This window comes from Planococcus sp. ISL-110, assembly GCF_018613575.1.
Taxonomy (GTDB): domain Bacteria; phylum Bacillota; class Bacilli; order Bacillales_A; family Planococcaceae; genus Planococcus.
Genome location: NZ_JAGGPX010000016.1, coordinates 144309 through 166510, shown reverse-complemented (window position 1 = coordinate 166510; position 22202 = coordinate 144309). Strand labels below are relative to the sequence as shown.

General features: G+C 48.8%; 16 protein-coding genes. 11 read left to right on the top strand and 5 right to left on the bottom strand.

Translation table 11 applies throughout. From position 1 onward, the window contains the following. Positions 1-171 precede the first annotated feature (171 nt). Positions 172-1545, bottom strand: coding sequence for an LA2681 family HEPN domain-containing protein (locus tag J7I83_RS11990; protein ID WP_215101035.1), 1374 nt, complete (start codon positions 1543-1545; stop codon positions 172-174). A gap of 273 nt (positions 1546-1818) precedes the next feature. Here J7I83_RS11990 and J7I83_RS11985 point away from each other — a divergent pair, with 273 nt between their 5' ends. The 3 genes from J7I83_RS11985 to J7I83_RS11975 all read left to right on the top strand — a co-directional run bounded on the left by J7I83_RS11985 (position 1819) and on the right by J7I83_RS11975 (position 4791). Continuing rightward, positions 1819-2880: an S-layer homology domain-containing protein gene (locus tag J7I83_RS11985; RefSeq protein WP_215101033.1), complete on the top strand. Its 1062-nt coding sequence runs from the start codon at positions 1819-1821 to the stop codon at positions 2878-2880. A 31-nt stretch (positions 2881-2911) separates the two neighbouring features. Continuing rightward, a complete protein-coding gene (locus tag J7I83_RS11980) occupies positions 2912-3979 on the top strand; it encodes an S-layer homology domain-containing protein (RefSeq protein WP_215101031.1) in 1068 nt (355 codons plus the stop codon). 515 nt (positions 3980-4494) lie between these two features. Continuing rightward, entirely contained in the window at positions 4495-4791 is a 297-nt protein-coding gene (locus J7I83_RS11975; protein WP_215101029.1) for a putative quinol monooxygenase, read from the top strand. 141 nt (positions 4792-4932) lie between these two features. Here the strand turns inward: J7I83_RS11975 and J7I83_RS11970 are convergent, their stop codons facing one another. Both J7I83_RS11970 and J7I83_RS11965 read right to left on the bottom strand, forming a co-directional pair. After that, positions 4933-5682: an SDR family NAD(P)-dependent oxidoreductase gene (locus J7I83_RS11970; RefSeq protein WP_215101027.1), complete on the bottom strand. Its 750-nt coding sequence runs from the start codon at positions 5680-5682 to the stop codon at positions 4933-4935. Between the two features lie 556 nt (positions 5683-6238). Next, on the bottom strand, positions 6239-7123 hold the full coding sequence (locus J7I83_RS11965; protein WP_215101025.1) for a Fic family protein: 885 nt from the start codon (positions 7121-7123) through the stop codon (positions 6239-6241). Positions 7124-7207: 84 nt separating this feature from the next. Between J7I83_RS11965 and J7I83_RS11960 the strand changes: the two genes are divergently transcribed. The 7 genes from J7I83_RS11960 (at position 7208) to J7I83_RS11930 (ending at position 17606) form a co-directional block, all read left to right on the top strand. After that, positions 7208-8623: an IS1096 element passenger TnpR family protein gene (locus J7I83_RS11960; RefSeq protein ID WP_215101024.1), complete on the top strand. Its 1416-nt coding sequence runs from the start codon at positions 7208-7210 to the stop codon at positions 8621-8623. Positions 8624-8836: 213 nt separating this feature from the next. Continuing rightward, the gene (locus tag J7I83_RS11955) at positions 8837-9475 is read left to right on the top strand and encodes a nitroreductase family protein (RefSeq protein WP_215101023.1); all 639 of its coding nucleotides are present in this window, start codon (positions 8837-8839) and stop codon (positions 9473-9475) included. Positions 9476-10116: 641 nt separating this feature from the next. Continuing rightward, complete coding sequence (locus J7I83_RS11950) at positions 10117-10545, top strand: MarR family winged helix-turn-helix transcriptional regulator (RefSeq protein WP_215101022.1); 429 nt, start codon at positions 10117-10119, stop codon at positions 10543-10545. Positions 10546-10584: 39 nt separating this feature from the next. After that, positions 10585-10881: a putative quinol monooxygenase gene (locus tag J7I83_RS11945; protein ID WP_215101021.1), complete on the top strand. Its 297-nt coding sequence runs from the start codon at positions 10585-10587 to the stop codon at positions 10879-10881. A 398-nt stretch (positions 10882-11279) separates the two neighbouring features. Further along, positions 11280-11756 carry a VanZ family protein gene (locus J7I83_RS11940; protein WP_215101020.1) on the top strand — a complete coding sequence of 159 codons (477 nt, stop codon included), beginning with the start codon at positions 11280-11282 and terminating at the stop codon, positions 11754-11756. Positions 11757-12295: 539 nt separating this feature from the next. Next, positions 12296-16456: a tetratricopeptide repeat protein gene (locus tag J7I83_RS11935; RefSeq protein WP_251047615.1), complete on the top strand. Its 4161-nt coding sequence runs from the start codon at positions 12296-12298 to the stop codon at positions 16454-16456. 637 nt (positions 16457-17093) lie between these two features. Further along, complete coding sequence (locus J7I83_RS11930; RefSeq protein ID WP_215101019.1) at positions 17094-17606, top strand: DUF6241 domain-containing protein; 513 nt, start codon at positions 17094-17096, stop codon at positions 17604-17606. 652 nt (positions 17607-18258) lie between these two features. Here the strand turns inward: J7I83_RS11930 and J7I83_RS11925 are convergent. Further along, complete coding sequence (locus tag J7I83_RS11925; protein WP_215101017.1) at positions 18259-19032, bottom strand: acetoin reductase; 774 nt, start codon at positions 19030-19032, stop codon at positions 18259-18261. A gap of 248 nt (positions 19033-19280) precedes the next feature. Between J7I83_RS11925 and lexA the strand changes: the two genes are divergently transcribed. After that, positions 19281-21713: a transcriptional repressor LexA gene (gene lexA, locus J7I83_RS11920; protein ID WP_215101015.1), complete on the top strand. Its 2433-nt coding sequence runs from the start codon at positions 19281-19283 to the stop codon at positions 21711-21713. A 65-nt stretch (positions 21714-21778) separates the two neighbouring features. On the opposite strand, the gene J7I83_RS11915 is transcribed toward lexA, so the two are convergent. After that, positions 21779-22180, bottom strand: coding sequence for a DUF2512 family protein (locus J7I83_RS11915; protein ID WP_215101012.1), 402 nt, complete (start codon positions 22178-22180; stop codon positions 21779-21781). Positions 22181-22202 lie beyond the last annotated feature (22 nt).

Below are 22202 nucleotides of genomic sequence, written 5' to 3'. Positions count from 1 at the left end.
ATTTCATGTAGAGAAAAAGAATCTTCATGTAGAAAAGAAAAACCTTCATGTAAAAAAGAAACCCAACTCCAATCACACGCCTTTCGCAGGATCCAGTTGATAATGGGGAATTCAATAAAAAGACGTCTCCAGGAATCAATAAGATTCCCGGAGACGTCTTTTCAATTTCTTCTATTTCTTCTCCAACGCAATCGCAAAGCCTAAATACATCATCGCATTGCGTGCTTTGAACACATTGCTCATGGCCATGTGCTCAAGCTCGGCTTGCGTCATTTGGTGCTTGCGCAGTTCGCCGATTTCGGCGATTTCTTCTTTCTTGGTGATGACTTGGACAAAGCTGCGTTCCATCTGGTCGCGCAAGAGCAGCGAACGGACGGTGGCGATGTTTTGGGTCTGGGATTGCTCGTAGCCGAAGAGTTCTTTGGACAGCCAGAACATGGCCTTCAGCGCGCCATTTTTGGTGTCGCGGATAAATGGCTTGAGCGGGTTTTTCGGCTGCTCGTCTTCAAACCAAATGCGCTGCATGCCGGCACGTGGGTCTTTCATGTCGAGCTGGTAATAATGGCTGACAAACTGGGCGGTTTTTGTAAACAGCGAAAATGACTGGCGGTAAACGGTCTTCAGCTGCTCGTTGCGTTCCGCACCTGGCTCGTGCTCGAGGGCGTCATAGAGGCGCCAGCGCAGCGCGGTAAATTCGGAAATCATGGCGTCCATGAAGGTCTCGAGGAAAACGCCGCGCTCTTTGTCATCGGGCTTTTTGTGGCGGTAGCTGAGCGTATCGGTTTTCATGGTGCCTACCGGATCGGTTTCATTGTCATCATTCAGCAGCAAATGATGCTTGGCGCACCAGTCGCGGTATTCGCGCTCGCGGCCTTCGAAAAAGTTCGGCTTGTAGCTGCCGGTGACATCGACGGGGCCGATTTCCTCCAGCATTTTGACGGCGAGATTCAGGCGGTCTGCGTACAATGCGCGTCCGTTGGTAGTGCTGATTTTCTCCACGCCGTGTTTTAACAGATCACGCGACAGGTGAAGCGCTTCGGCTTTTTGTTCTTTGTCGCGCAGAAACGTCGAGTAGAACAACAGCCCCCAGCCGCGTTCGGCGTCTTTGCGTTCGTAGGACGGATCCCTTTCCGCTTCGGTCATGTGTTCCAATACATCCAGCCCGTCGAGTGAACGGCCGACGTAGATCAATGCTTCTGCGTAGTTCAGGCAAATCTGGTTCCAAACGGTCGGCGGCACTTTGGCACGGAACTGGGCGTGCAAGCTTTCGAACAAGAACAGCTGGCGTTGCTTCATCGGGCTGTTCCAGTCTTTTTGCAGCTGATGCTGGATGCCCAACTGGCTGGTTTCCAACAAAATAGCCAATGGATAGGATGTTTGGCCTTCCAGGCGTTTTTTCAGGTGGCTGATGATGTCGGTGAGCTTTTCCGGCTCGGTGCGGGTTTTCTGAAATTGCTGCAGCAACAGCTGTGCAGCCTGGTAGACTTCCTTCAAATCAAACTGCCCGTAATCGTCTGATTGGGCAATCTCTTGTAATGTCGACATCGGGTAACCTCCTTGGATAGGTGCTTCTCTTATTATTGTAACGAATTGGGAGGAACGGGTCACCCTTTGTTGTCGGAATTTTATGGTTTTTGGCCCTTTTGTTTTATAGAAAAAGAGTTTAAGTGAAAGATAGAAAAGCAATCTGCTGCTGGCTGCGAGATTTAGTGGGATTTATTAATTTCTGAATATTTAGTAAATATTTGATGTAACAGCAACTTTCAACTGGTAGAATGGAGGCAAGAAGCCAGACAAACAAACGGAGGAGTGATGATTGTGAAAAAGCTGATGGGTGTGTTTGTTGTGCTATTGTCTCTGTTTTTGGTCCTGCCTGTTGCTGCTGCCGCCCCGGATTTGTCCGAAAATCATCCGTTTTATGAGGAAATCACGTATTTGATGGAGAAAGGAGTAATTACGGGCTACCCGGATGGCACGATTCGGCCGGATCGGGAAGTGACACGCGCCGAGGCGGCGGTCATGATCGGCCGTTTAAAAGACTTGGATGGCACGAAACGAGCGACGCCGTTCCGGGATGTGCCGGCTAGCCATTACGCCAGCGGCTATATTGCAGAAGCAGCCGAAGCGGGTTACGTCAAAGGTTACGGGGACGGCACTTTCCGTCCGAACGCACCGATCATCCGTGGGGACATGGCGCTGATTGTTGAGCGGGTGTTTGGTCTCGTCTTTACATTCAACCAGTCGTTTACGGATGTGCCGCAAAACGCTTATTACGCAGAAGCCATCAGCAAGATCCTGGCGGCCAACATCACCATCGGCTACCCGGATAACACGTTCCGTCCAAAACAGGCGGTGACGCGCGGACAGTTTTCAGCTTTCCTGGCACGGGCGCTGGAGCCGGAATTCAAAAATGATGCGGTCATCGCCCGTTCCTACCAAAAAGACAAAACCAAAGCTTATACCTACAATATGTCAGACGGGACCACGGCCGTTCACCGGTTTGAGGATGTTCCGGATCGGAATGGGCTAACTTACGGATTTATGTGGACCGCCGAAGTGGACGGCGAGTCTTATGAATACTTCGAGTTCGAAAGCCACGAGCTGTTTGCATTCGGTTACCCGTATTCCGAGTACGACGTGGCGCTCGTATATCCGGTTCGCCTTGGCAAAACCTTCAACGTTGGGATGGGTGACGAAACGATCATCCGCACGATTACCGGCGTCAATAAAACCGTCGAAACGCCATATAAGACCTTCACCAACGCAACAGAAGTGACGACGCAAGACGGCTTTAAGTATTACATGGCGGAAGGCTTTTCAACCATCAAATCAATTAATGCCCAAGGAGTAGTAGAAAGTGAGTTAGCGGAGGTGGATTAAAGGGTATCGATTGGAGTGAAGGAGTGAAAGTATGAAGAATATAGTGAAGTTTGCGGTGATTGTATTATCCTTATCTCTGATTTTCCCTAGCGTGAATGCTGCACAGGCTGCTGCAGGTTTGCAGAAAAGCCACCCGTTTTATGAAGAGATTACGTACTTGAAGGACGATGGGGTTGTGACCGGCTACCCGGATGGCTCTATTCGTCCAGATCGTGTGGTGACCCGTGCGGAAGCGGCGGTGATGATCGGCAGGGTCAAAGGATTGGATACAGAAAAAAGAGCGACGCCATTCAGCGATGTGCCGGCTGGGAATTATGCCAGCGGTTCCATCGCAGAAGCGGCAGAAGCCGGCTATCTTATCGGCTACAAAAATGGGACATACCGGCCAGATCAGCCTGTTTCCCGCGGCGACATGGCGTTGATCATGGAGCGTGTTTTTGATTTGAATTTTATTTTTTTTCATGACATCAAAGATGTTCCGGACACGGCTTATTATTACGAAGCCATCAGCCGGTTGGTTGCGGCAAACATCGCCATCGGCTATCCCGACGGCACTTTCCGCCCAAAGCTGGAAGTGACGCGCGGCCAATTTTCTGCGTTTTTGGCGCGGGCATTAGAGCCTGAGTTCAAAAACCGGGCGGCCATTGCCGACTCCTACAAGCGGGATAAAACCAAAACCTACACCTACTTGAGATATGGAAGAGGAGAGAGTGTGGACCGGTATGTCAAAGTGCCGGGGACCGACGGAGGCGAAGGCCAATTTGTCTGGGAAACCCAGATTGGGGAAGAGCGATACCCCGAGCAGGAGTACGAAACCTATGACGGATTCGCCATCGGCTATCCGTATGCCGAACACAACACGCATCTCGTGTACCCGGTTCGGGTCGGCAAAACCTTTATCGCCGGCTCCAATCCGGATGCGGTGTCCACCATCACCGGCGTCAATCAAACGGTTGAAACCGATTACCGCACCTTCACCGATGCCGTGGAAATCACTACGGACGACGGCGGCAAGTATTACATGGTTGAAGGCTTTGCCGTCGTGAAGTGGGTCCGAGGAGACGGAACGGTTTACTCGGAGTTGAAGAATGTGGAATAGGGGTTATTGGCAATATAAGTTGAACTAATTATTTGTAATAGCTACTACTTTGCTGCGGATATTCCGCAAACCAACTGCCCAGGGCTTGCGCCGAACGGACTCGGGCTAGACGCCCGAGTGGATTTTTCTTAGGTCGCTAGGCTGCTCCCTTGAAAGTCTCCACTGGTTTGCTCCATATCCTATTGGTTAAGTAGTTCAAGGCCCCTTAGAAGAAAGAGTGGAAGGCGGCGACTCCCGCGGGGTAGCGAGACAGCCGAGACCCCGCAGCGACTGAGGAGGCTTGGCGCTCGCCCGCAGGAAAGCGTCCGCCTGGAGCGATTTCTTTAGTTCAACTTATATATCTGTTGTAATGCAACTGCGCCAAGCAACAGGTCATTCAAGCTGAAATTCGGGCGCGGTTTTTGTAAGTTGTTTGTTTGAGAGAAGATTGGATCCAAGAAGCAGCTGCCTTATCTGGCATGCGACAGAAAATCGTTGAGTACGGAAAAATACGATTAAAGGATAGGTGATTCAAGATGTTCATCATTCACGCACACATGCAAGTACAACCGGACCAGGAACATGTATTTTTAGAAGAAGTCAACACACTTCTTCCGATAACGCGAGCGGAAGCCGGCAACATCAGCTATGAATTGATGAAATCCACTGAACAGGAGAATCGTTATACGATGGTGGAAGTTTGGAACGACCTCGAATCGGCATCATCGCATATGGCAAGCGAACATTTAACTGCCTTTGTTCAAAAAGCGCCCACTTTTTTGGCTGCCCCAGTGGATCTTCAGGTATTCAGCGCAAAACCTGCAGAATTTTAAGCGGATCATGTTTGTGGTTGTTTCCGTTATAGGCGAAGCATATGTGATTGCCTGGCACCCGCACAATTCAATTATCCATAAAGCAAAAAACAGCCAGCTTCTAGCCGAAGCTGGCTGTTTTTATGAGTGGACCGATCTAATTTAAGTCGCGCCCATGCCGCCATCGACCCGGTACTGGACACCGGTGATGAACGTGCTTTCATCGGATGCCAGGAACAGCACAAGATTCGCGACGTCTTCCGATTCGCCGTAGCGGCCGAGCGGAATGCTTTTCGCCAAGGTGGCTTCGTCCACTTTCAGGCCGGCTTCGAGTGAACGCATCATGCGCGTGTTGACAGGAGAAGGGTGGATGGAATTGACCCGGATGCCGTGGGCGGCGTTTTCAACCGCTGCCGCTTTTGTCAAACCGACTACCGCGTGCTTGGATGTGATATACGGCGACACATTCGGTGATCCGCCAAGTCCCGCAACAGACGAGTTGTTGATGATGCTGCCCGATTTCTGCTTGATCATGACCGGCAGGACCTTTTGCAGCCCCAGGAACATACCGCGTACGTTGACGGCCATGACCTTATCAAAATCCTCGATTTTTTGTTCGGTGATCGACGCCACTTTTCCTTCGATGCCGGCGTTATTGAAGAAGATATCGATTTTGCCGAACTGTTCCATGGTCTTGTCGACATACTTCTGAACGTCTTCTTCCTTAGTGACATCCGCCTCGACCGTCAGGACATTGTCGCCCAACTCTTTTTTCGCTTCAGCGAGCGCATCTTCGAACAAGTCTACCAATACGACAGAAGCTCCTTCATCCAAAAACCGTTTTGCCGTAACCTTGCCGATTCCTGCGGCGCCACCTGTAATCACTGCCACTTTATCCTGCAATCTTCCCATACACCATTCCTCCTCTTATTGACTGAATTAACTGAAAATTAACACATTACATTGTTCATTCTACTCTTCCTGATTTTGAAATCAATAGTTGTGTCATTGGGAGGGGGCCAGAAATCCGTAAAATGGCTTTTTGTTTTGAGTCAAACCATTTCTTTAAAGCAGGGCTATGCCACTGGCAGGGTGATGAGCGTGCTTTCATCGGATAACAGGAACAGTTTGATGCGCTTTAGCGACCGAGTGGAATACTTGAAGAAAATAAAAAGCAAGAGCAGTTAACTTTCTGCTCTTGCTCATGGAAGGACCGTATCTTCTATTCTCTATATTGTTCCACTTCGTTTATCATATTCTTTTTCAAACATTAGAAGAATTTTTGTTTCGTCTTTAGAGCAGGGACGCTGTCTGCCTTTAAATCAGGAATAACTTCTTCTGTTCTTTCATCTCTTCCAGCAGTATATTGGGAAAATCTGCAGAGATGCCCTGTAGCAGTCATTATTTTCTTGCCATGTATGTTATAAGAATTGATGGAAAAGGATATCAGGCACCTACACAGTAGAATCTAGTCCTTAATAATTGCAATCAAATCATAGAAATAATAACGACGATTTCGCTGCCGGTCATTTGCGAAAATCATATTTTCCTGAACAAGCTGTTTTAAGCTATTCCGGATTGTTGCCGGTGACAGGCCAGTTTCTTTTTCCAATTGGTTTACACTAGCGATTGGCAAAGTAAACATGGTCTTCCATATTGTTTTTGTTGAAGTTTGCGATAGTTTTTCCAAACCATTTTGATAAAGGGCTTCTGCCTGATCTAGTTTAGCATATTGATGATCAGCCATTTTAATGGTGGCTTCCAAAAAGAAATTAATCCAGCTTTTCCAGTCAGGTGAAGTTTTATCAATTTCTCTGACTCTATTTAGCAAAGCGTAGTATTTGAATTTCTCCCTTTCCAATTCTTCGCTTAAAAAGAAATAAGGAGTTTCTATCAGTTTACTCTGCAATAAGTAAAGGACAATTAAAATGCGTCCTAATCGGCCGTTGCCGTCGAGGAACGGATGGATGGATTCAAACTGAGCATGCACAATGGCTGCTTTAATGAGCGGATGCAACTCTTCCGCAGTTTGTGTCTCATAAGGATTTCCATTTATGAATCTTTCAAGGTTCGTCATGTATTGATCCATCAATTGCGGCTCTGGGGGAACATAAGCCGCATCTTTGATTCTATTGGTCGGACCGATAAAGTTTTGTACTTTTCGGTAGGTTCCTGAAGCGCCACTTGATCCTCGTGCCTTGCGCATAAGCATTTCATGCATTTGCCTAATCAGTCTTTCGGATAAAGGATAACCGGCTTGGATTGCCTCAATGCCGATAGATAAAGCGTCCTGATAATTACGGACTTCAATTTTTTTCCAATCTTCTCGATGATCCAGCTGGTCTTCGAGCATATCGTTAAATTGCTATTTCGAATTTAATTAATAATAGTTTTTTTATAATTATGATAAGCTAAAAAGAAAACGGATGGTGAGTGGATGAAGGCATATATATTGAAAGTGGAGATGATTGGGCTGGAACCGCCGGTGTGGCGTCGTGTGATTGTGCCGGCAGGAGCGACGTTTCAGCGTCTGCATGCCGTGATTCAGGAGATAACGAACTTCCAAAGCGAGTACATGGACTGGCCGTTGCATTTCCATGAGTTCCGCTTGCCTGAAGAAGACCTGCTGATAACCAATGAGCCGGAAGTTTATGAAACGTTCAAGAAAAGAAAAAAAGGCGCTGGCGGGCAGACGGTCCGGAAACCGCAGTCGCTGAAGATCGATGACTACCTGGAGAAATATGGCCGTCTTTCCTATACATATGACTTTGGTGACAATTGGCAGTTTGATATCCGCTTGGAGAAAATCGTAGACGATTATTACTTTGGTTATCCGGCGGTATTGGACGGCGCGGGAGATGCGCCGCCGGAAGATGCCGGTGGCGTTCCAGGCTTCCAGCAGCTGCTGTCGGTATTGGCGGATGAGTCGCATCCTGATTTTGAAGACATGCTGTGGTGGAGCAAGGAGCAGCATTTCGACCCGTATAACCGGAGCCGCATCAACAGCTCCTTGGCTAACCAAAAAATCAAAAAAACCGAATGGAACAAAATCGATCACATAAACTATGAAGTGCTGTCGGATAAATACCTTCCGATTGAAAAGGATACGGAATGGGGAGCATTGCCTGCGGATTTTGACAAAGAGCTGTTCTGGAAATACGTCAAAGCCTGCACTAATTTGTATGGAGTAGTGCCACTCGATCAAGTTGTGGAAGTTTTTAACCGGCAGAATCCGAAAATGTACATCAAAAGCGGCCAAGCGTTCCAGGTCATGACAGAGGCGGACTGGAAAAAACGGATCGAGCAGTCCCAAGTCAGACGGGATGGCTTGAATTTTATTCATCAACAAGTATTGGAGTCAGGGACGAAAGCCTTTATTGAAGGCAGTGGGTCCGGCAAAAATTGGTATGTCCCGGCCAAAGAAGAGTTGCTCCGCTATACGGACGACCTCTATATTGAACCGACCGCCGCATACCTTGAGCTGTACCAAAAGCTCGAGCCTAATTTTCACCCGCTGAAGCCGGTCAGTTTGCCGCAGGCATTAAAAGAGGTCATGTTGGTTATGCAGGTTGAGACGGCTGCCACCCAGGCGGCGCAAACCTTGATCAATATAAGTGGATTCGAAAATGAGCGGGAATTGAACGAGCTGATCGGCCTGTATTCGAATTTCGCCAACCATTCGCGCCATTGGGCCAACCGTGGCCATCAGCCAGCCGAATTGTTGCCGCGGGAAAACCTAATGCCGCTGCCGGATGTGCCCTATGAAATTGCCGGCAACAGCGAAAAAGTCGGCCGCAACGACCCTTGTCCATGCGGCAGCGGGAAAAAATACAAGAAATGCTGCGGGGCTTAACCAAAAAACGGCAAAGCAGCCCTACCGAAAACCGGTCTTCTTCATCCTTTTGAAGAGGCCGGTTTTTGCATGTCTGTGCCTCGAGTTCAAAAAACAGTGCGTTGCGGTTGCATATTCCGCCAATCCGGTTTATATTGTATGAGGCATCAAATATTGAGGCATCAATTGTTATGGCCTCATAAAAAAGCAGATAGAAAAAGGAGCACGTACACTATGCAAACCCTACAAAAAACAAATGATTTCAATGAAATCGTCAACGGCCGCCGTTCCATCAAGCAATACGACCCTACAGTGAAAATCAGCCGGGAGGAAATGAGTGAAATTCTGACTCAAGCTTCGAAAGCCCCGTCCTCCATTAATATGCAGCCGTGGCGCTTTCTTGTTATCGACAGCGACGAAGGAAAAGAAACCCTTGCACCGCTTGCTTCATTCAACATAGACAAAGTCATGAGCTCTTCTGCAGTGATCGCTGTTTTTGCTGACCGCAAAAATTTTGACTATGCCGAAGAAATTTACGGCAAAGCAGTCGAACACGGCTATATGTCCCAGGAAGTAAAAGAATTTCAGTTAAACTATTTTAAACCCTTGTATGAAGGGGCATCTGATGAACAAATGAAGGATATCATCTTGCTCGATTCAGGCCTTGTGTCCATGCAGCTTATGCTGGTAGCCCGCGCTTACGGATACGACACGAATCCAATCGGCGGCTATGACAAAGAGCAGATTGCGGAAGCCTTCGGTATGGAAAAAGAACGGTATCTTCCGGTTATGCTCCTTACGATTGGCAAAGCCCTCAACGAAGGTTTTCAATCGTACCGCCTGCCAGTCGATGCAATCACCACTTGGAGCTAAAAAGCAGCTGATTCAGGTTGAGTATTAACAGATTCTGTATTATATTTGACTGGTCAATAGATAGTGAACATAGCTATAAATTGGCTCTAACTATATAAGCTGAACTAATAATCTTTCGTTGTCGATATTCCGCAAAACAGCTGCGCTTTCCGCGGGCTCGCGCCCAAGCCTCCTCGGTCTCTGCGCTCCCTGCGGGGTCTCGGTCGTCTCGTCGCTAACGCTGCTCCGCAGGAGTCGCAGCTGTTTTGCTTCATATCAACTATATAAGTTGAACTAATGTTTTAACGATTCTGTTATGGATATTCCACAAACCAGCTCCGCTTTCGTGCCCACAGGATGTGGGCCAACTGCCCAGGGCTTGCGCCGAACGGACTCGGGCTACGCACCCGAGTGGATTTCTTGTCTGTCGCTGCGCTGCTCTCTTGGGAGTCTCCGCTGGTTTGCTCCATATCCTGTTGATCAGTTGTTCGAAGACGCTTAGAAGAAAGAGCGGAAGGCGGCGAAGGGCAGAGATATGCTTCTGCATCGCTTCGCTAGCTTCGTCCGCGGAAAGCGTCCGCCTGGAGCACTTTTTTCGTTTCTTCACTCTTCTTGAGTTAAAAAGGAAATTCTTTAGTTCAACTTATATAGGAGGTCCATTTATGTCGTGTTCATTTTCAAAACAGGAACAAGTCCTACAGTTGTTTAAAGGGCTCACAAACCAAATCAGCCCTAAATTTGAACGCTGCACAGGCATCAGCTCATCCCGCTATGAATTGCTGTACCAGCTGTATAACACTGAAGAAATCAACCAGTCGACCCTTCAAAAAGCGGTGAACATAGATGGAGCCGCGATTACCCGCCATCTCAAGCAGCTGGAAACCAGCGGCATGGTGACCAGACGAAGAAATCCGGAAGACAATCGGGTGATTTTTGTCAGCTTGACCGAAGAAGGGCGCAAAAAAATAGTCGAATACCGAAAAGAAAATATGGGCTTTGTAAAGCAAATGCTTCATGATTTCACACCCGAAGAAGTCGATGCCCTGTCTGACATGCTGAATCGTATGCAAACGAACATTAGTGAATACTGATCTACAAAATATAGTTTAAAAGGATGGTTGATCTCAATTATGATGATTATTCACGCAAACTTGCAGGTAAAACCAGACCAGGAACAGGCATTCCTGGAAGAAGCGAAAAAACTGATCCAAGCATCACGAGCAGAAGCCGGCAACATTCGCTACGATTTAATGAAATCCACGGAACAGGCTGGCCACTTTACCATGGTCGAAGTTTGGAAAGATGCAGAAGCGATTGCAGCCCACAACACCAGCGAACATTTCACGGCTTTTGGCCAAAAAGCACCAGCTTTCATGGCTGCCCCACTTGAACTCAACGTCTTCAGCGGAGAACCTGTAAAAGCATAATTTCACCAATCTTTTGTCGCCGTTCTGTTACAAACAGAGCGGCGATTTTTTTTTTTTTTTTATGACGACATCGCCAGCTGTTTGCAAAAACCATTTTGGATAATAAAGATGGTTTTTTTGCGTTAATAGGAAAAATCTACTAGTCATTACGGACCAGTAGACTTATAATAAACAAAAGAGAATTCGTCTGAGATTTCAAGTGATTGTGGCGAGATGTCTGCTTGGACAAAGAATAGTTTTCGATAAATCCACCACCATGCCCAAAGCGGCCAGAGCGAGGTAAAAAAGTGAAACCACATTCTCACAACTTGCACCAAAGACGCCATGCTCCCAAAGTGGTGTATAAAAGCAAGGCTGCTTGATATAATATATAGAACAAAAATGAAGGGAAGAGTGTTTTGAAAGCTAAGTACATACCGGTTATCTTGTGGGCTCTGTGCATTCTGCTAGCCACCAACAACTTTAATTTTCAGTCCCTGCTATTCGCCCAGGAAATCGGCTTTCACATTCGTCTGTTCCCAGACTTGTCAGATCTGTTCATCACCAGCGACATTCACCTGGACAGCAAAACCTACGTGTTCCAAAAAATGGGCCATGCCTTGTCTTTCGGCATCCTGTTCCTGATCCTGGCGAAAACCATCAACAGCAATGCCAAAGCCATCATTCTGTGCAGCCTATTTGCGTTCTTCACGGAATTCCTGCAGCTGTTTTTTGAACGAAGCGGGAGACTAAGCGATGTCTTGATTGACATAGGAGGCATTTACCTCGCTTACCGCCTGAGCGCCCGAGTCATTGCTGAAGGCGGGCTGAGTCCCGCTTTTTGGAAAACGGTGCAAAGAATCGCCGGCGTGTTTGCGGATGAAAAGCAGCGCTGAACCGCAAAAAAATAAAGTCGCCGCCCTTCTGATGGTTTAAAGGGGCGGCGATTTTTTGTGTACATTCCAAAATAGTTAAGTTGAACCAATGATTCTTCGCCTGCTGATATTCCGCAAATCAGCTCTGCTTTCGGCACCTCGTCACTGCGCTGTTTCGTGGGCGCCTCCGCTGATTTGCTCCAACTCTTTTATGAATACAATGGAAAAACATAGGCTTGCTTCAAATTCACTCTATCTCTTAGCGCCGGCGCGTCCACGGGCTAGGCAGAGCAAGAAGACAGGCGTCCTTTGCCTGGCTTCTTGCGGGAGCCATGCCCAGAGCGGCCGAAGTGATGGGTAAAAGCTTCAACTTATACAGTTGGTTTAAGGGGACGATTCTATCAGAAAAAATGTAGCGAGTCCTTCTTGTTCTGCAAAAGTAGCCTCTCGAGTAAGGAAAAAATAAACTTTCAAGCCTTGTGAAATGGTATTGCAACCTATAATTTTCCACTATATAATAAATCAACCACATTTACTTGGGGGCAAGGGGAGAGGCGGGAATGGTGAAAATGACAGCGACAGAGATAGGGACAGCGCAACAGGCAGTCGAGGCGATCCGCGGATTATGGGCAGAACGTTCGATTCGGGGATTGCGCAGATTTCTTGGGACACTGGAAACAGAAGATGATTTTTACCGCTTGATACGGTTGACGGATCAGGCGGATTTATATACGTACAGCCATTTATTGGCAACACAGGCACATAAGCGTTTTGGTACGTTGCGGACGTTTACTTGGCAATGCGCGCGCTTATTGGAAACCGGACGCAGCCTGGAAGCGGAAGAACGCATGGTAGGCAGGCTGCAGGGCATTTCGTCCGGCAACGATTCGGCAGAAGAACTGGCGTTGGCGCATCAATTGCTGCTGCGGGTGTTCGCACAGCTGAACCGGCTGCCGGAAGCGAAAGTCCAGCTTGACCGCTATGCCGAGCACAAGGGCTTTGTCTGGCCGGACCTCAAAGGCTTTTATTTTATTCACAGCGGGGAATGGCTGGAAGCAGAACGGGTGCTGGAAAAAGAACTGGGTGATGCCGCCACCGAACGCAGCGAGTACGTGCGGCTGTTGTATGCGGATGTGCTGGCGATGACCGGCCGGCAAAAAGAGTCGCTGGCTGTGCTTGAAAAGGGCCAGGCACTGGAGCCGGACAATTGGACTTTCCGCGCGGACATTATCCGGACTCTTTTTTTCCTCGGCCATTACGAAAAAACACTCGAGGGCATAGCTCATTATAATGAAGAAAATCCATACCATGTTTTTCGTCCGGCGTGGATTTACGTGGCTGCGGAATGTTTGTACAAACTCGAGCGCTGGGAAGAGCTGGAGGCATGGATCAGCACGCACGACAAACAGCTTGGAAAAACGGTCTACGGCAAAGGGGAAATCCGCCGGGACGCAACACGCCGCGAACTGCGGTTGACGCCGAACATCCAGAAGCTCAATTACTGCGTCCCGGCGTCGCTGGCGTTGATGCTGGAAGCTTACGGCATGAAAAAAGGGCAGGATGAAATCGCGGAGCATGTCTTTGATGTGACCGGATCAGACTTGCAGAAAACCATGCAATACATGGAGTCGCTTGGCTTCACGGCACGCTATTTCAAAGGGACGATCGATCTATACAAAAGGCTGATCGACGAGGGCGTCCCGGTGCTCCTCAGCATGATGATCGAAAACAGTGCGCATGTGCAGGTGGTGATCGGCTATGACGACCGGCTGCAGGCATTGATCATCCAGGATCCGAATGACCTTGGCCCGTTTTTATTGTCCTACCAGGACGTCGCGGACACGTATAAACTGAGCGATTCGTTGAGCATGATGTTTGTGACCTCCGAGCAGGAAGGGCTTTTGGCTTTATTGGACAGCACAGAACATGATTTTTTCCATGAACTGTTCGCCATCTGGAGCTTGGAAGAAAAGACTAAAGAGGAAAACGTGGCGGTCGACTTTTTGAAAGCGCATCCGGACGAGCGCTACGGCGCAGTGGTCGGACTGGTTACCCAGTTTTCAGAAAGCGCCAAGGCACTTCATCCGGTTTGGCTCGAAAAGCTTCACCAGGATCTGGGAGCAGAAGATGCGGAAGTGGCGCTTTTGGCGGCGCATATGCATTACCAAAGGGAAGAAACAGAACAGGCGCTGGAAAACCTGGCGCACGTCAAAGAAAAAGATTCTCCGTATGCGCTGTTCCTGAAAGCGGCCATTTGGATGAGCCGCAGCGAACACCAGAAAGCCGTTCCGCTCTTGAAGCGGTCGATCGAGCTGGACCATTATCAGCCGGTAGCGTACAGCCATCTGGCGCGCTGTTACTTGGAAACCGGCAAAACCTATCAGGCCTTTAAATGGTCGAGCATCGCGCTCGAACAGGAGCCGTCGGATATTTTTGCGCGCATCACGCACAGCCTGATCCAATACGAATCGGGCGCTTACGAAAAAGCGCTGGTGCGTTTTCGCGAGCTGTCAGCGGAACATCCGGAAGACGGCTATTTCATTTATGAAATTGGCCGCTGTCTGCTGGCGCTGGGCGAGGAGGAAGAGGCCATTGCGGCATTTGAACAGGCACGGGACATTGATTCCAAAGAGCCGTACGCTTATTTGCGGATAGCTGAAATCCATCTGGAAGCGAAAGATTGGCAGCAGGCAGAAGGGGCCATTCGTGCCGGCATCGACAATTGCGGGACGACCGATGTGCTGCACCAGTATTTGGGGCATATCGCCATAGAGCAGGAACAGTATACGGAGGCGGAAGCGGAATACCGCAAATCGCTCGAGTTGGATCCGTCCGATTTGTTTACGGTGACGCATATTGCTCACGCGCTGCTCAAGCAACAGCAGATAGATGGGGTCAGCAGACTGGTCACGCAATACGCGGAAACCGGCGACACCGATTATTTTGTCCGGACCGCGGCGATGCTGTGGCAGGAATCGCAAGACGACGCCGGCAAAGCGCTGGCACTGGATTTGTTGGAAAGTGGCATGGCACGGGAAGCGCTCGATCTCCACGAAATGGCCGAACAATATGCAGCGTTCGGCGAAGCGCCGCAGTTCCGCGGCCGTTTACTGGATACTTTTAAAGAGCTGCGTAAAAAAGCAGCCGATCCGTTGCTGCTGTGCTTTGAAGCGAGTTTGTATGAACTTGAGGACCATAAGCGCTTTGCGGCGATCCTCTATAGCCAGGCAGCGGAAATGAACGGGCTGTATTTGGCCCATTACAGTTTGGGTCTGCTTGCAGAAGAAGCTGAGAAATGGAGCGAAGCCCTTGTCCATTACACGAAAAGTGCGGAAAAGAACGCTGGATTTACGGCATCTCACGAAGGGCTCATGCGGACGCATCTGGTGCTGGAAGACAAGCGCAAAGCCTTTACGGCGGCGCTGCATGTGCTGGAAAACGAGCCGTTGCCGCTTGATTTGAGTGAGTTGTTTGAACTGGTCGACGATAGAACACAGATAAATGCGTTAGCGGCCGCGTTGCAGAAAGTATCGGCGCAGGTGCCGGAAGAATGGCTGTTGTCGGCAAAGGCGCATATGGCAGAGAAAAAGGGCGACGTGGCTGGAGCCGAGTCTTTATTCCTCCAGGCAAAAGCGCTTAATGGCGCGCTGCCTTCGCGCTATCAGCATATGCAGTTTTGTGTGCGCCAAGGCGAAAAAAAGCGGGCGCTCGGAATGTTGGAAGAGCTGATCGCGGAGCATCCGGACGAAGAAGGGTTTTATGCGGAATACGTCCGTTTGCTGGTGGACATGCGCAAAACCGGCGATCTTCACAAGCGCTTGAAAAAACGCTTGAAAGGCGAAGAGCTGGCAATGGCCGAAACCTACAGCGCCGATCATTTGACTGAATGGCTGGATGAGCAGGGAGAGCCAGAACCAACAGGCTTTTTCAAAAAGCTGCGCGAAAAATCACGGCATATCGTGATGTTCTCCAACGCCATCGCGCTGTACAGGGACGCGGCAAAAAAATTCAAAGACAGCGAAGTGCCGGTGCTGCACCTTGCCGAGTTTTTTATGAACCGGGGCATGGCAGCAGAAGCCGCCGACGAACTGGCGCCGTTCGTCAAGCGCACCGGGCATACCGGTGCGGCCAAGGCGCTGCTCCAGGCAACTTTGCAGCAGGCCAATGCCAAGCAGTCTGACAAGCTGCTGAAACGCGCCATTCACCAGGCACAAGATCTCCACAAAGAACAGCCGACCGATTTCGAGATTGTGCTGTGGCAAGGCGATATGGCTGCTATTCAGGAGGAAGTTGAACAAGCCGAAACCTATTACGAGCAGGCGATTGCCTTGAATCCGTACCACAGCGAAAGCTATGTCCACTTGCTGCACCTGCTGGCGGATCACCGGCCGGATAAAGCCAAGCGCTTTGAAAGCCGTTTGCCGGAAGCGCTGCGGGTCAACGAATGGATCCGCCTGTCGCTCGCCATGAGTGAGATCACCATGGGCGATAGCGCATCGGCCACAGCACGCCTCCTTGCGCTGCAAAACGACGAACCGGATTACTTGCCGGCCGATTACGAACTCGCCCGCGCCACCATGAAAGCCGGCCAATCCAAGCGTGCCAAAGAGCTGCTCAGCGCGCTGTTCAACAAAGACGGCGGCGAGCTGTTTATCGAAGCCGCAGTGGAAGAAGAATTGTTTGAGGAGATTCTGGAAGAGGTTTTGGCGGTCGGGGCTTAAACGTGTTAGTGGAATAAAAGCTGCTTGAATTATATAGAAACAACGCCATCTCTGAGGCCACTGGATTTCGGGGGTGGCGTTCTTTTGATGTTCATCCTGATTCAGGGGAAGATTTCCTGATTTTCCAAAAAGGATTGAAACCTGATCAAAGCTTCTTCATACTAAGATAGGAATATATATAAGTTGAACTAAAGAATTTACTCTTTTAACTCATTGCGAGTGAAGAAACGAAGAAAGTGCTCCAGGCGGATGCTTTCCGCGGACGAAGCACTGAGCCTCCTCGTCGCAAGCTCCTGCGGGGTCTCATCACTCCGTTCTTCCGCAGGAGTCACCGCCTTGCGCTCTTTCTTCTAATCGTCTTCGAATAACTGATCAACTGGATATGGAGCAAACCAGCTGAGACTCCCAAGAGAACCGCCTAGCGATGCAACGACATGCAAGAAATCTAGCCCGAGTCCGTTCGGCGCAAGCTCTTGGCAGTTGGCACCGCGACGTCCTGCCGCACCACCTGCATGACCCGCATCCTGCGGGCCCGAAAGCGGAGCTGGTTTGTGGAATATCCAAAACAGAGTTGCTAAAACATTGGTTCAACTTATATAGTCGCGAATAGATCACTAACATCAAGGAGTGCAGAAGGATGAAGAACATGATAAAGACGACAGGGGTCACTCTCGGCGTATTGGCATTGCTGGCAGCGGCGGGCTATTATTTCATCGTACAGAATTCTTCGAGTGGCGGGGAAATTACGAAAGTAGCCGACACAATCGACAAGCGCGAGGGAAAAGAAGCCAAGGCCGAAAAAGTCGGAACTGAAGAAGATGATGCTGCTGATATGCAGGAAATCAGAATTCAAATAAATCTTCACCAGATGACGCACCAGAAAATCATTGCCAGCAAAAAGAAAGGCGCAGTCGAGATGACGACTGAAAATATCGAGGATTTGCTGACGATCGTCAAGGCCAACAAGGACCATTACGATCATGGCGATTTCTATGAAACAGCTTTAACCGCATGGAAACAAGGCGATTTTTCCAATGCTGTCCATGTTCACAATACTATTTGGGATTGGCATAATGGCACTGTGGGGAGAGCCACTGGGCTGATGAGTGCCAAGCAGGAACAAGCTTTTGTGGAAAAGCATTTCAGGTAAGCGGCAGAAGCCATGCCCGTGGAAACATACTAATATTAGTAACACAAACCAAGGACATGGTTTGTGTTACTATTTTTTTGTAGAAGTGGAGTGAAGTCGTGCGGACGCGGGGATCTGAGAATCCGAACCAGGAAACCGACTCGCTTCACAGCCTTATCCGAATCAGGTTAGTATGTTGGGTCCTCGAGACCGTATAAAAAAGTGGAATCGATAAGGCACTGTGAAGAACTTCTATAAAAATGGAGAACAGGAGGAAGGTTGGTCAGACACCTCATTGCTTTTGACGTCAGTATGGGCAAAAGTTCCCTGGTGGTCTATGACCGCAACCAATACTGTCAATAAGAAGGGGAATTGAAGCACACACAAGTCGGTTTCTGCGCGTTAAACGAGCGCTGGAACGGAAAGCAGCCATTCTAAGTTCCTTGCCTCTTCTGTTCTTCTGGAATACTAACGAGAAAGATCCTTGACTAATGATAAGAACGCGTCCGCCTGAAGCGAAATGAAAGCGTGAGGACTTTTTCAACAAGCTGGACACCTTCGAAATCATAGGATTTCGAAGGTGTTTTTTGTTTAAGAACAAGCCCGCTTGGAATCACGCCAAAAAAAATAAGGCTCTCCAGTGCAGAGCCTTATTTTCGGCAAACTGTTTTAATTACCTGAAGACCAATCCGCCGTCTGTGATAATGGCTTGTCCTGTAATATAGTCCGCGTCATCAGAGGCGAGGAACGAAACCAGGTTCGCAACATCTTCCGGTTCCTGGGGCCGGCCCAACAGAATATTCCCGGAAAACTGTTTGAACGCATCGCCAGGCTCCATATGATCGTAGTATTTCACCATTTCGGCATCAATTCTGTCCCACATCGCTGTTCCCGCTACACCGGGGCAATAGGCATTGACGCGGATATTGTGTTTGGCCAATTCTTTGGCGGAAGAATGGGTGAATGATCTCACGGCATGCTTTGTCGCCGAATAAGTCGCCAGCATCTCGTAAGACTCATGCCCGGCAATACTGCAGGCATTGATGATTTTCCCTTTGCTGTCCTGCTTGATGAATTGCTTTGCCGCTGCTTGGGTGCCAAAGACCACACCATTGACGTTGATGGCAAACGTTTTTGTCAATTGCTGTTCATCGATATCCAGGAAGGGCGTCACAACATCGATTCCTGCATTATTAATAAAGACGTCCAATCGCCCGAACGCATTCACGGCCTCGTCCACTAACTTAAACTGATCGTCTCTTTTAGACACATCGCCTGTTACGCCAATCACGTCAAAGCCGTGGTTCTTGAATTCCTCAAGGGTCGAATTCAGCACCTCTTCGTTGATGTCGTTGAGCACCACTTTGAATCCATCTTTTGCTAAGCGCTGGGCAATTCCTTTTCCTAATCCGCTCGCTGATCCTGTTATCACCGCTACCTTTTCCATAAAAGACCTCCTTTAAATTAGACTGCAAGCTAGTTATACCAAAATTGAACGAAATAGCAAGAATTTTCACTTAATTTAAAGGGTGAAAAATAGAATCTAAGTATTTGATTGGGATGGGAGAGTTATTTTGCTGCACAGTCATGCTCCTGCTTTTTTCGCAGAAAGTATTGGCAGTATTCGCTCTTGCTACTATGCGACAATATTCTTATAATATAGGTAGAAGTTGTAAAAAAAGGGGTGTTTCTTAAGTGAAGCTGAATATGGAACAACGCCGCATCGTCGAGCTTGAACCGACAGGCCCGATGCTGGTCAAAGGGGTTGCTGGATCAGGCAAGACCACGGTTGCCATCCGGAGAATCCATTTTCTGATGGATCATTATTGCCATGAGGAAGATGATAAGATTTTGCTTGTTACGTATAACAAAACCTTGCTCTATTACATAAAACATCAGTACGAACGCATGGCGGAAATAGCACTGCAGGAAGCGGAGCGCTTTTTCGCATCCGATGCGGAAGTGGAAATTACGACCATCGACAGTTTGATGTTCAAAGAGTTCAGGAAGTATCAGAAGCGGGTCGGGAAAAAGCTCGAAATCGCTCCGGTGGATAAAATCCATAAAATCATGGTGCAGGCTATTCATGAGGTGAAGAAATCCTATCCGGATGTTAAGCTGCTGTTGCCGAAAAACAGCAAGTTCTTATTGGATGAAGTGGAATGGATCCACTCTTGTTCGATGGTGGATTTGGCGACCTATCAATCAGTCGACCGGATTGGGCGGGCCTCTGGAAACAGTGGAACGCCGCAGAAGTTACTGAAGAACTCGCAGACGCGGGAGGCTATTTATGAAGTCATGAACGTGTTCCGCCAATTGCTTGAAAAAGCCGGACTGACTACTTTCAAGCAGATGAACATCTATGCATTGGAAGAGCTTCGCCAAAGCGCATCCGGGCGCTACACGCATATCATTATTGATGAGAGCCAGGATTTGACGCGCGTCCAACTGGAGTTCCTGAAAGAGCTGTATAAAGAAAAGGAATACTCGTCGCTGATGTTTGTTGCGGATAATACACAAAGCATCTACCCGCAGTCCTGGCTCGGCAAAGGCCGGCCGTTTACGACCATCGGTTACGACATGAGCGGGAAATCACGCACCTTGAGCAAAAATTACCGGACGACCACCGAAATCTCAACGGCAGCTTTTCACTTGATCGAAGCGGACGAAAGCATCCAGTCGAATGTAGATTTCGTCAAACCGGCTTTGATTGACCGCCACGGGCACCCGCCGATTTACCGGTTCTTCTTGACACCGCAACAGCAGGTCCAGTTTCTGGCAGAGGAAATTGCCCTGCTGCAGAATGATTACGCCCTGTCCGAAATGTGCATTGTGGCACGCGGCAAACGCAATATCGAAAGTGCAGCATCCGATTTGGAAAAGGCCGGGATTGCCTGCGAAATCCTGCAAAGCACAGACCCGGATTTTGAATCCGATAAAGTGAAGTTGGTGACCATGCATTCTATCAAAGGCCTGGAGTTTAAAGTTATTTTCTTGATTGATTTGAACAGCGGGTTGATTCCTCAGGATTTGTATGCAGATGCCGAAGACCAGAAAACGGTTGAGTCAGATGAACGGAAGTTACTTTATGTCGGTATGACAAGGGCCAATGAACTGCTGTATATGTCTTCAGTGAAAAAGCCTTCCAGTTTCGTCAAGGAAATCCACCGGGACCATTTGCGGATGAAGAAGGATGCTTCTCTCCGGCCGTTTGAATCCATTAGTATGACCGAATACCGCTTGGCAGATCAGTTGGTTGATGTGCATTCCAAAGAAGAAATCACCCGCCAATGGCTGATCCGGGAACTCCATGAAACATACAATTATCCGTATGAATTGATGGAATTGGAATTCCCTGTCCAGCAGTTTTCGAAAAAGGGCTATTGCGACATTGCGGTGCAGGTTTATACGGGAGAAGAAGCGATACCGTATATCATCGCTGAAGTAAAGCGTTTTGGCAGTGGCATCGAGGACGCCGTCACGCAGTTGAAGAGTTACATGGAAGCGGACAGCCGTTCATTTTACGGAATTGCGACCGATGGGCTTGAAGTGAAAATCATCGACCGACAAGGCGAAGAAGTTCAGGATCTGCCAAAATGCCGCCCCCAGTTCTTGCCGGATACGAAAAACCGGCGTGTCTACAGGAATTTCAAAAATGGCAGGCAGTATGATTATGCGGAAGACCGGGATGCAAGTGATCAGATTGAAGTGAGGGAAGCTGGGCAGGACGTGCTCGTGCAAGTGCACGAAACAGTGGAAGTTCCGTTGATTGGCAATGTTGCTGCCGGCCTGCCGACATTGGCAACCGAGTCCTACGAGACAGTCCACACCTTGCCGCGAGAATGGGTGGTGTCTCCAAGTGAAACCTTCGCTCTGACAGTCACGGGCGACAGCATGAACGGCGCTGGAATCGATAAAGGCGATATCGTGGTCGTCCATCAGCAAAACACCGCTTCCAATAACGACATTGTCATAGCGGTCATCGATGGCGAAGCGACCATGAAAAAATACATGCCAATGGGCAGTGAAATCATCCTGGTCTCGGAAAACACAAGTTATGAACCGATTATTATGAGAAGTGAAGATGTCTACATTAATGGGCGGGTTATTGGGGTGCTGAAGAAATAAGTAAACACAAAAAGAGTCTGCCCCTATTCTTATCAGGGACAGACTCTTTTTTTGATCGCTGCACTTCACCCTTTAACAGACGAGTAGTTGTTGTACTCAGGCACCACGGAGCGGTCGACGTAAAGATGGAAGAACCATTCTCCGCCTGAGATGACCAATGCCGAAATCAGTGCTGGCGCAACCATTTCAAAATTCTGGCCGGTCAACAGCCAGCCAATCAGCCAGATGGTCAGGAACGCCGTGACAAAATCGGCAAGGGTCGCAATGGTATTGCGCGCCGACTGGTTCTCCGGTTTGCCGGCATTTAGGAAAATCATGATGTCGCCCAGCGCATAGGACAATGCCGTCAACGCCAGGCTGATCAGCAGGGTATTGACGAACGATACGTCAAAGGCCAAAGTTAGGACAATTAACAGGACAATGGTCACCATAACAAATTTAATCGCAAGTGCAATCAGATGTCTCATTGGCTCTTCCTCCTCGAATACA

Bases quoted from the DNA above. Each gene is read 5' to 3' on its own strand.
- J7I83_RS11935 (WP_251047615.1), top strand. From the start codon at position 12,296: ATGGTGAAAATGACAGCGACAGAGATAGGGACAGCGCAACAGGCAGTC.
- J7I83_RS11955 (WP_215101023.1), top strand. From the start codon at position 8,837: ATGCAAACCCTACAAAAAACAAATGATTTCAATGAAATCGTCAACGGC.
- J7I83_RS11965 (WP_215101025.1), bottom strand. From the start codon at position 7,123: ATGCTCGAAGACCAGCTGGATCATCGAGAAGATTGGAAAAAAATTGAA.
- J7I83_RS11975 (WP_215101029.1), top strand. From the start codon at position 4,495: ATGTTCATCATTCACGCACACATGCAAGTACAACCGGACCAGGAACAT.
- J7I83_RS11945 (WP_215101021.1), top strand. From the start codon at position 10,585: ATGATGATTATTCACGCAAACTTGCAGGTAAAACCAGACCAGGAACAG.
- J7I83_RS11930 (WP_215101019.1), top strand. From the start codon at position 17,094: ATGAAGAACATGATAAAGACGACAGGGGTCACTCTCGGCGTATTGGCA.
- J7I83_RS11970 (WP_215101027.1), bottom strand. From the start codon at position 5,682: ATGGGAAGATTGCAGGATAAAGTGGCAGTGATTACAGGTGGCGCCGCA.
- J7I83_RS11990 (WP_215101035.1), bottom strand. From the start codon at position 1,545: ATGTCGACATTACAAGAGATTGCCCAATCAGACGATTACGGGCAGTTT.
- J7I83_RS11915 (WP_215101012.1), bottom strand. From the start codon at position 22,180: ATGAGACATCTGATTGCACTTGCGATTAAATTTGTTATGGTGACCATT.
- J7I83_RS11980 (WP_215101031.1), top strand. From the start codon at position 2,912: ATGAAGAATATAGTGAAGTTTGCGGTGATTGTATTATCCTTATCTCTG.
- J7I83_RS11950 (WP_215101022.1), top strand. From the start codon at position 10,117: ATGTCGTGTTCATTTTCAAAACAGGAACAAGTCCTACAGTTGTTTAAA.
- J7I83_RS11960 (WP_215101024.1), top strand. From the start codon at position 7,208: ATGAAGGCATATATATTGAAAGTGGAGATGATTGGGCTGGAACCGCCG.
- J7I83_RS11925 (WP_215101017.1), bottom strand. From the start codon at position 19,032: ATGGAAAAGGTAGCGGTGATAACAGGATCAGCGAGCGGATTAGGAAAA.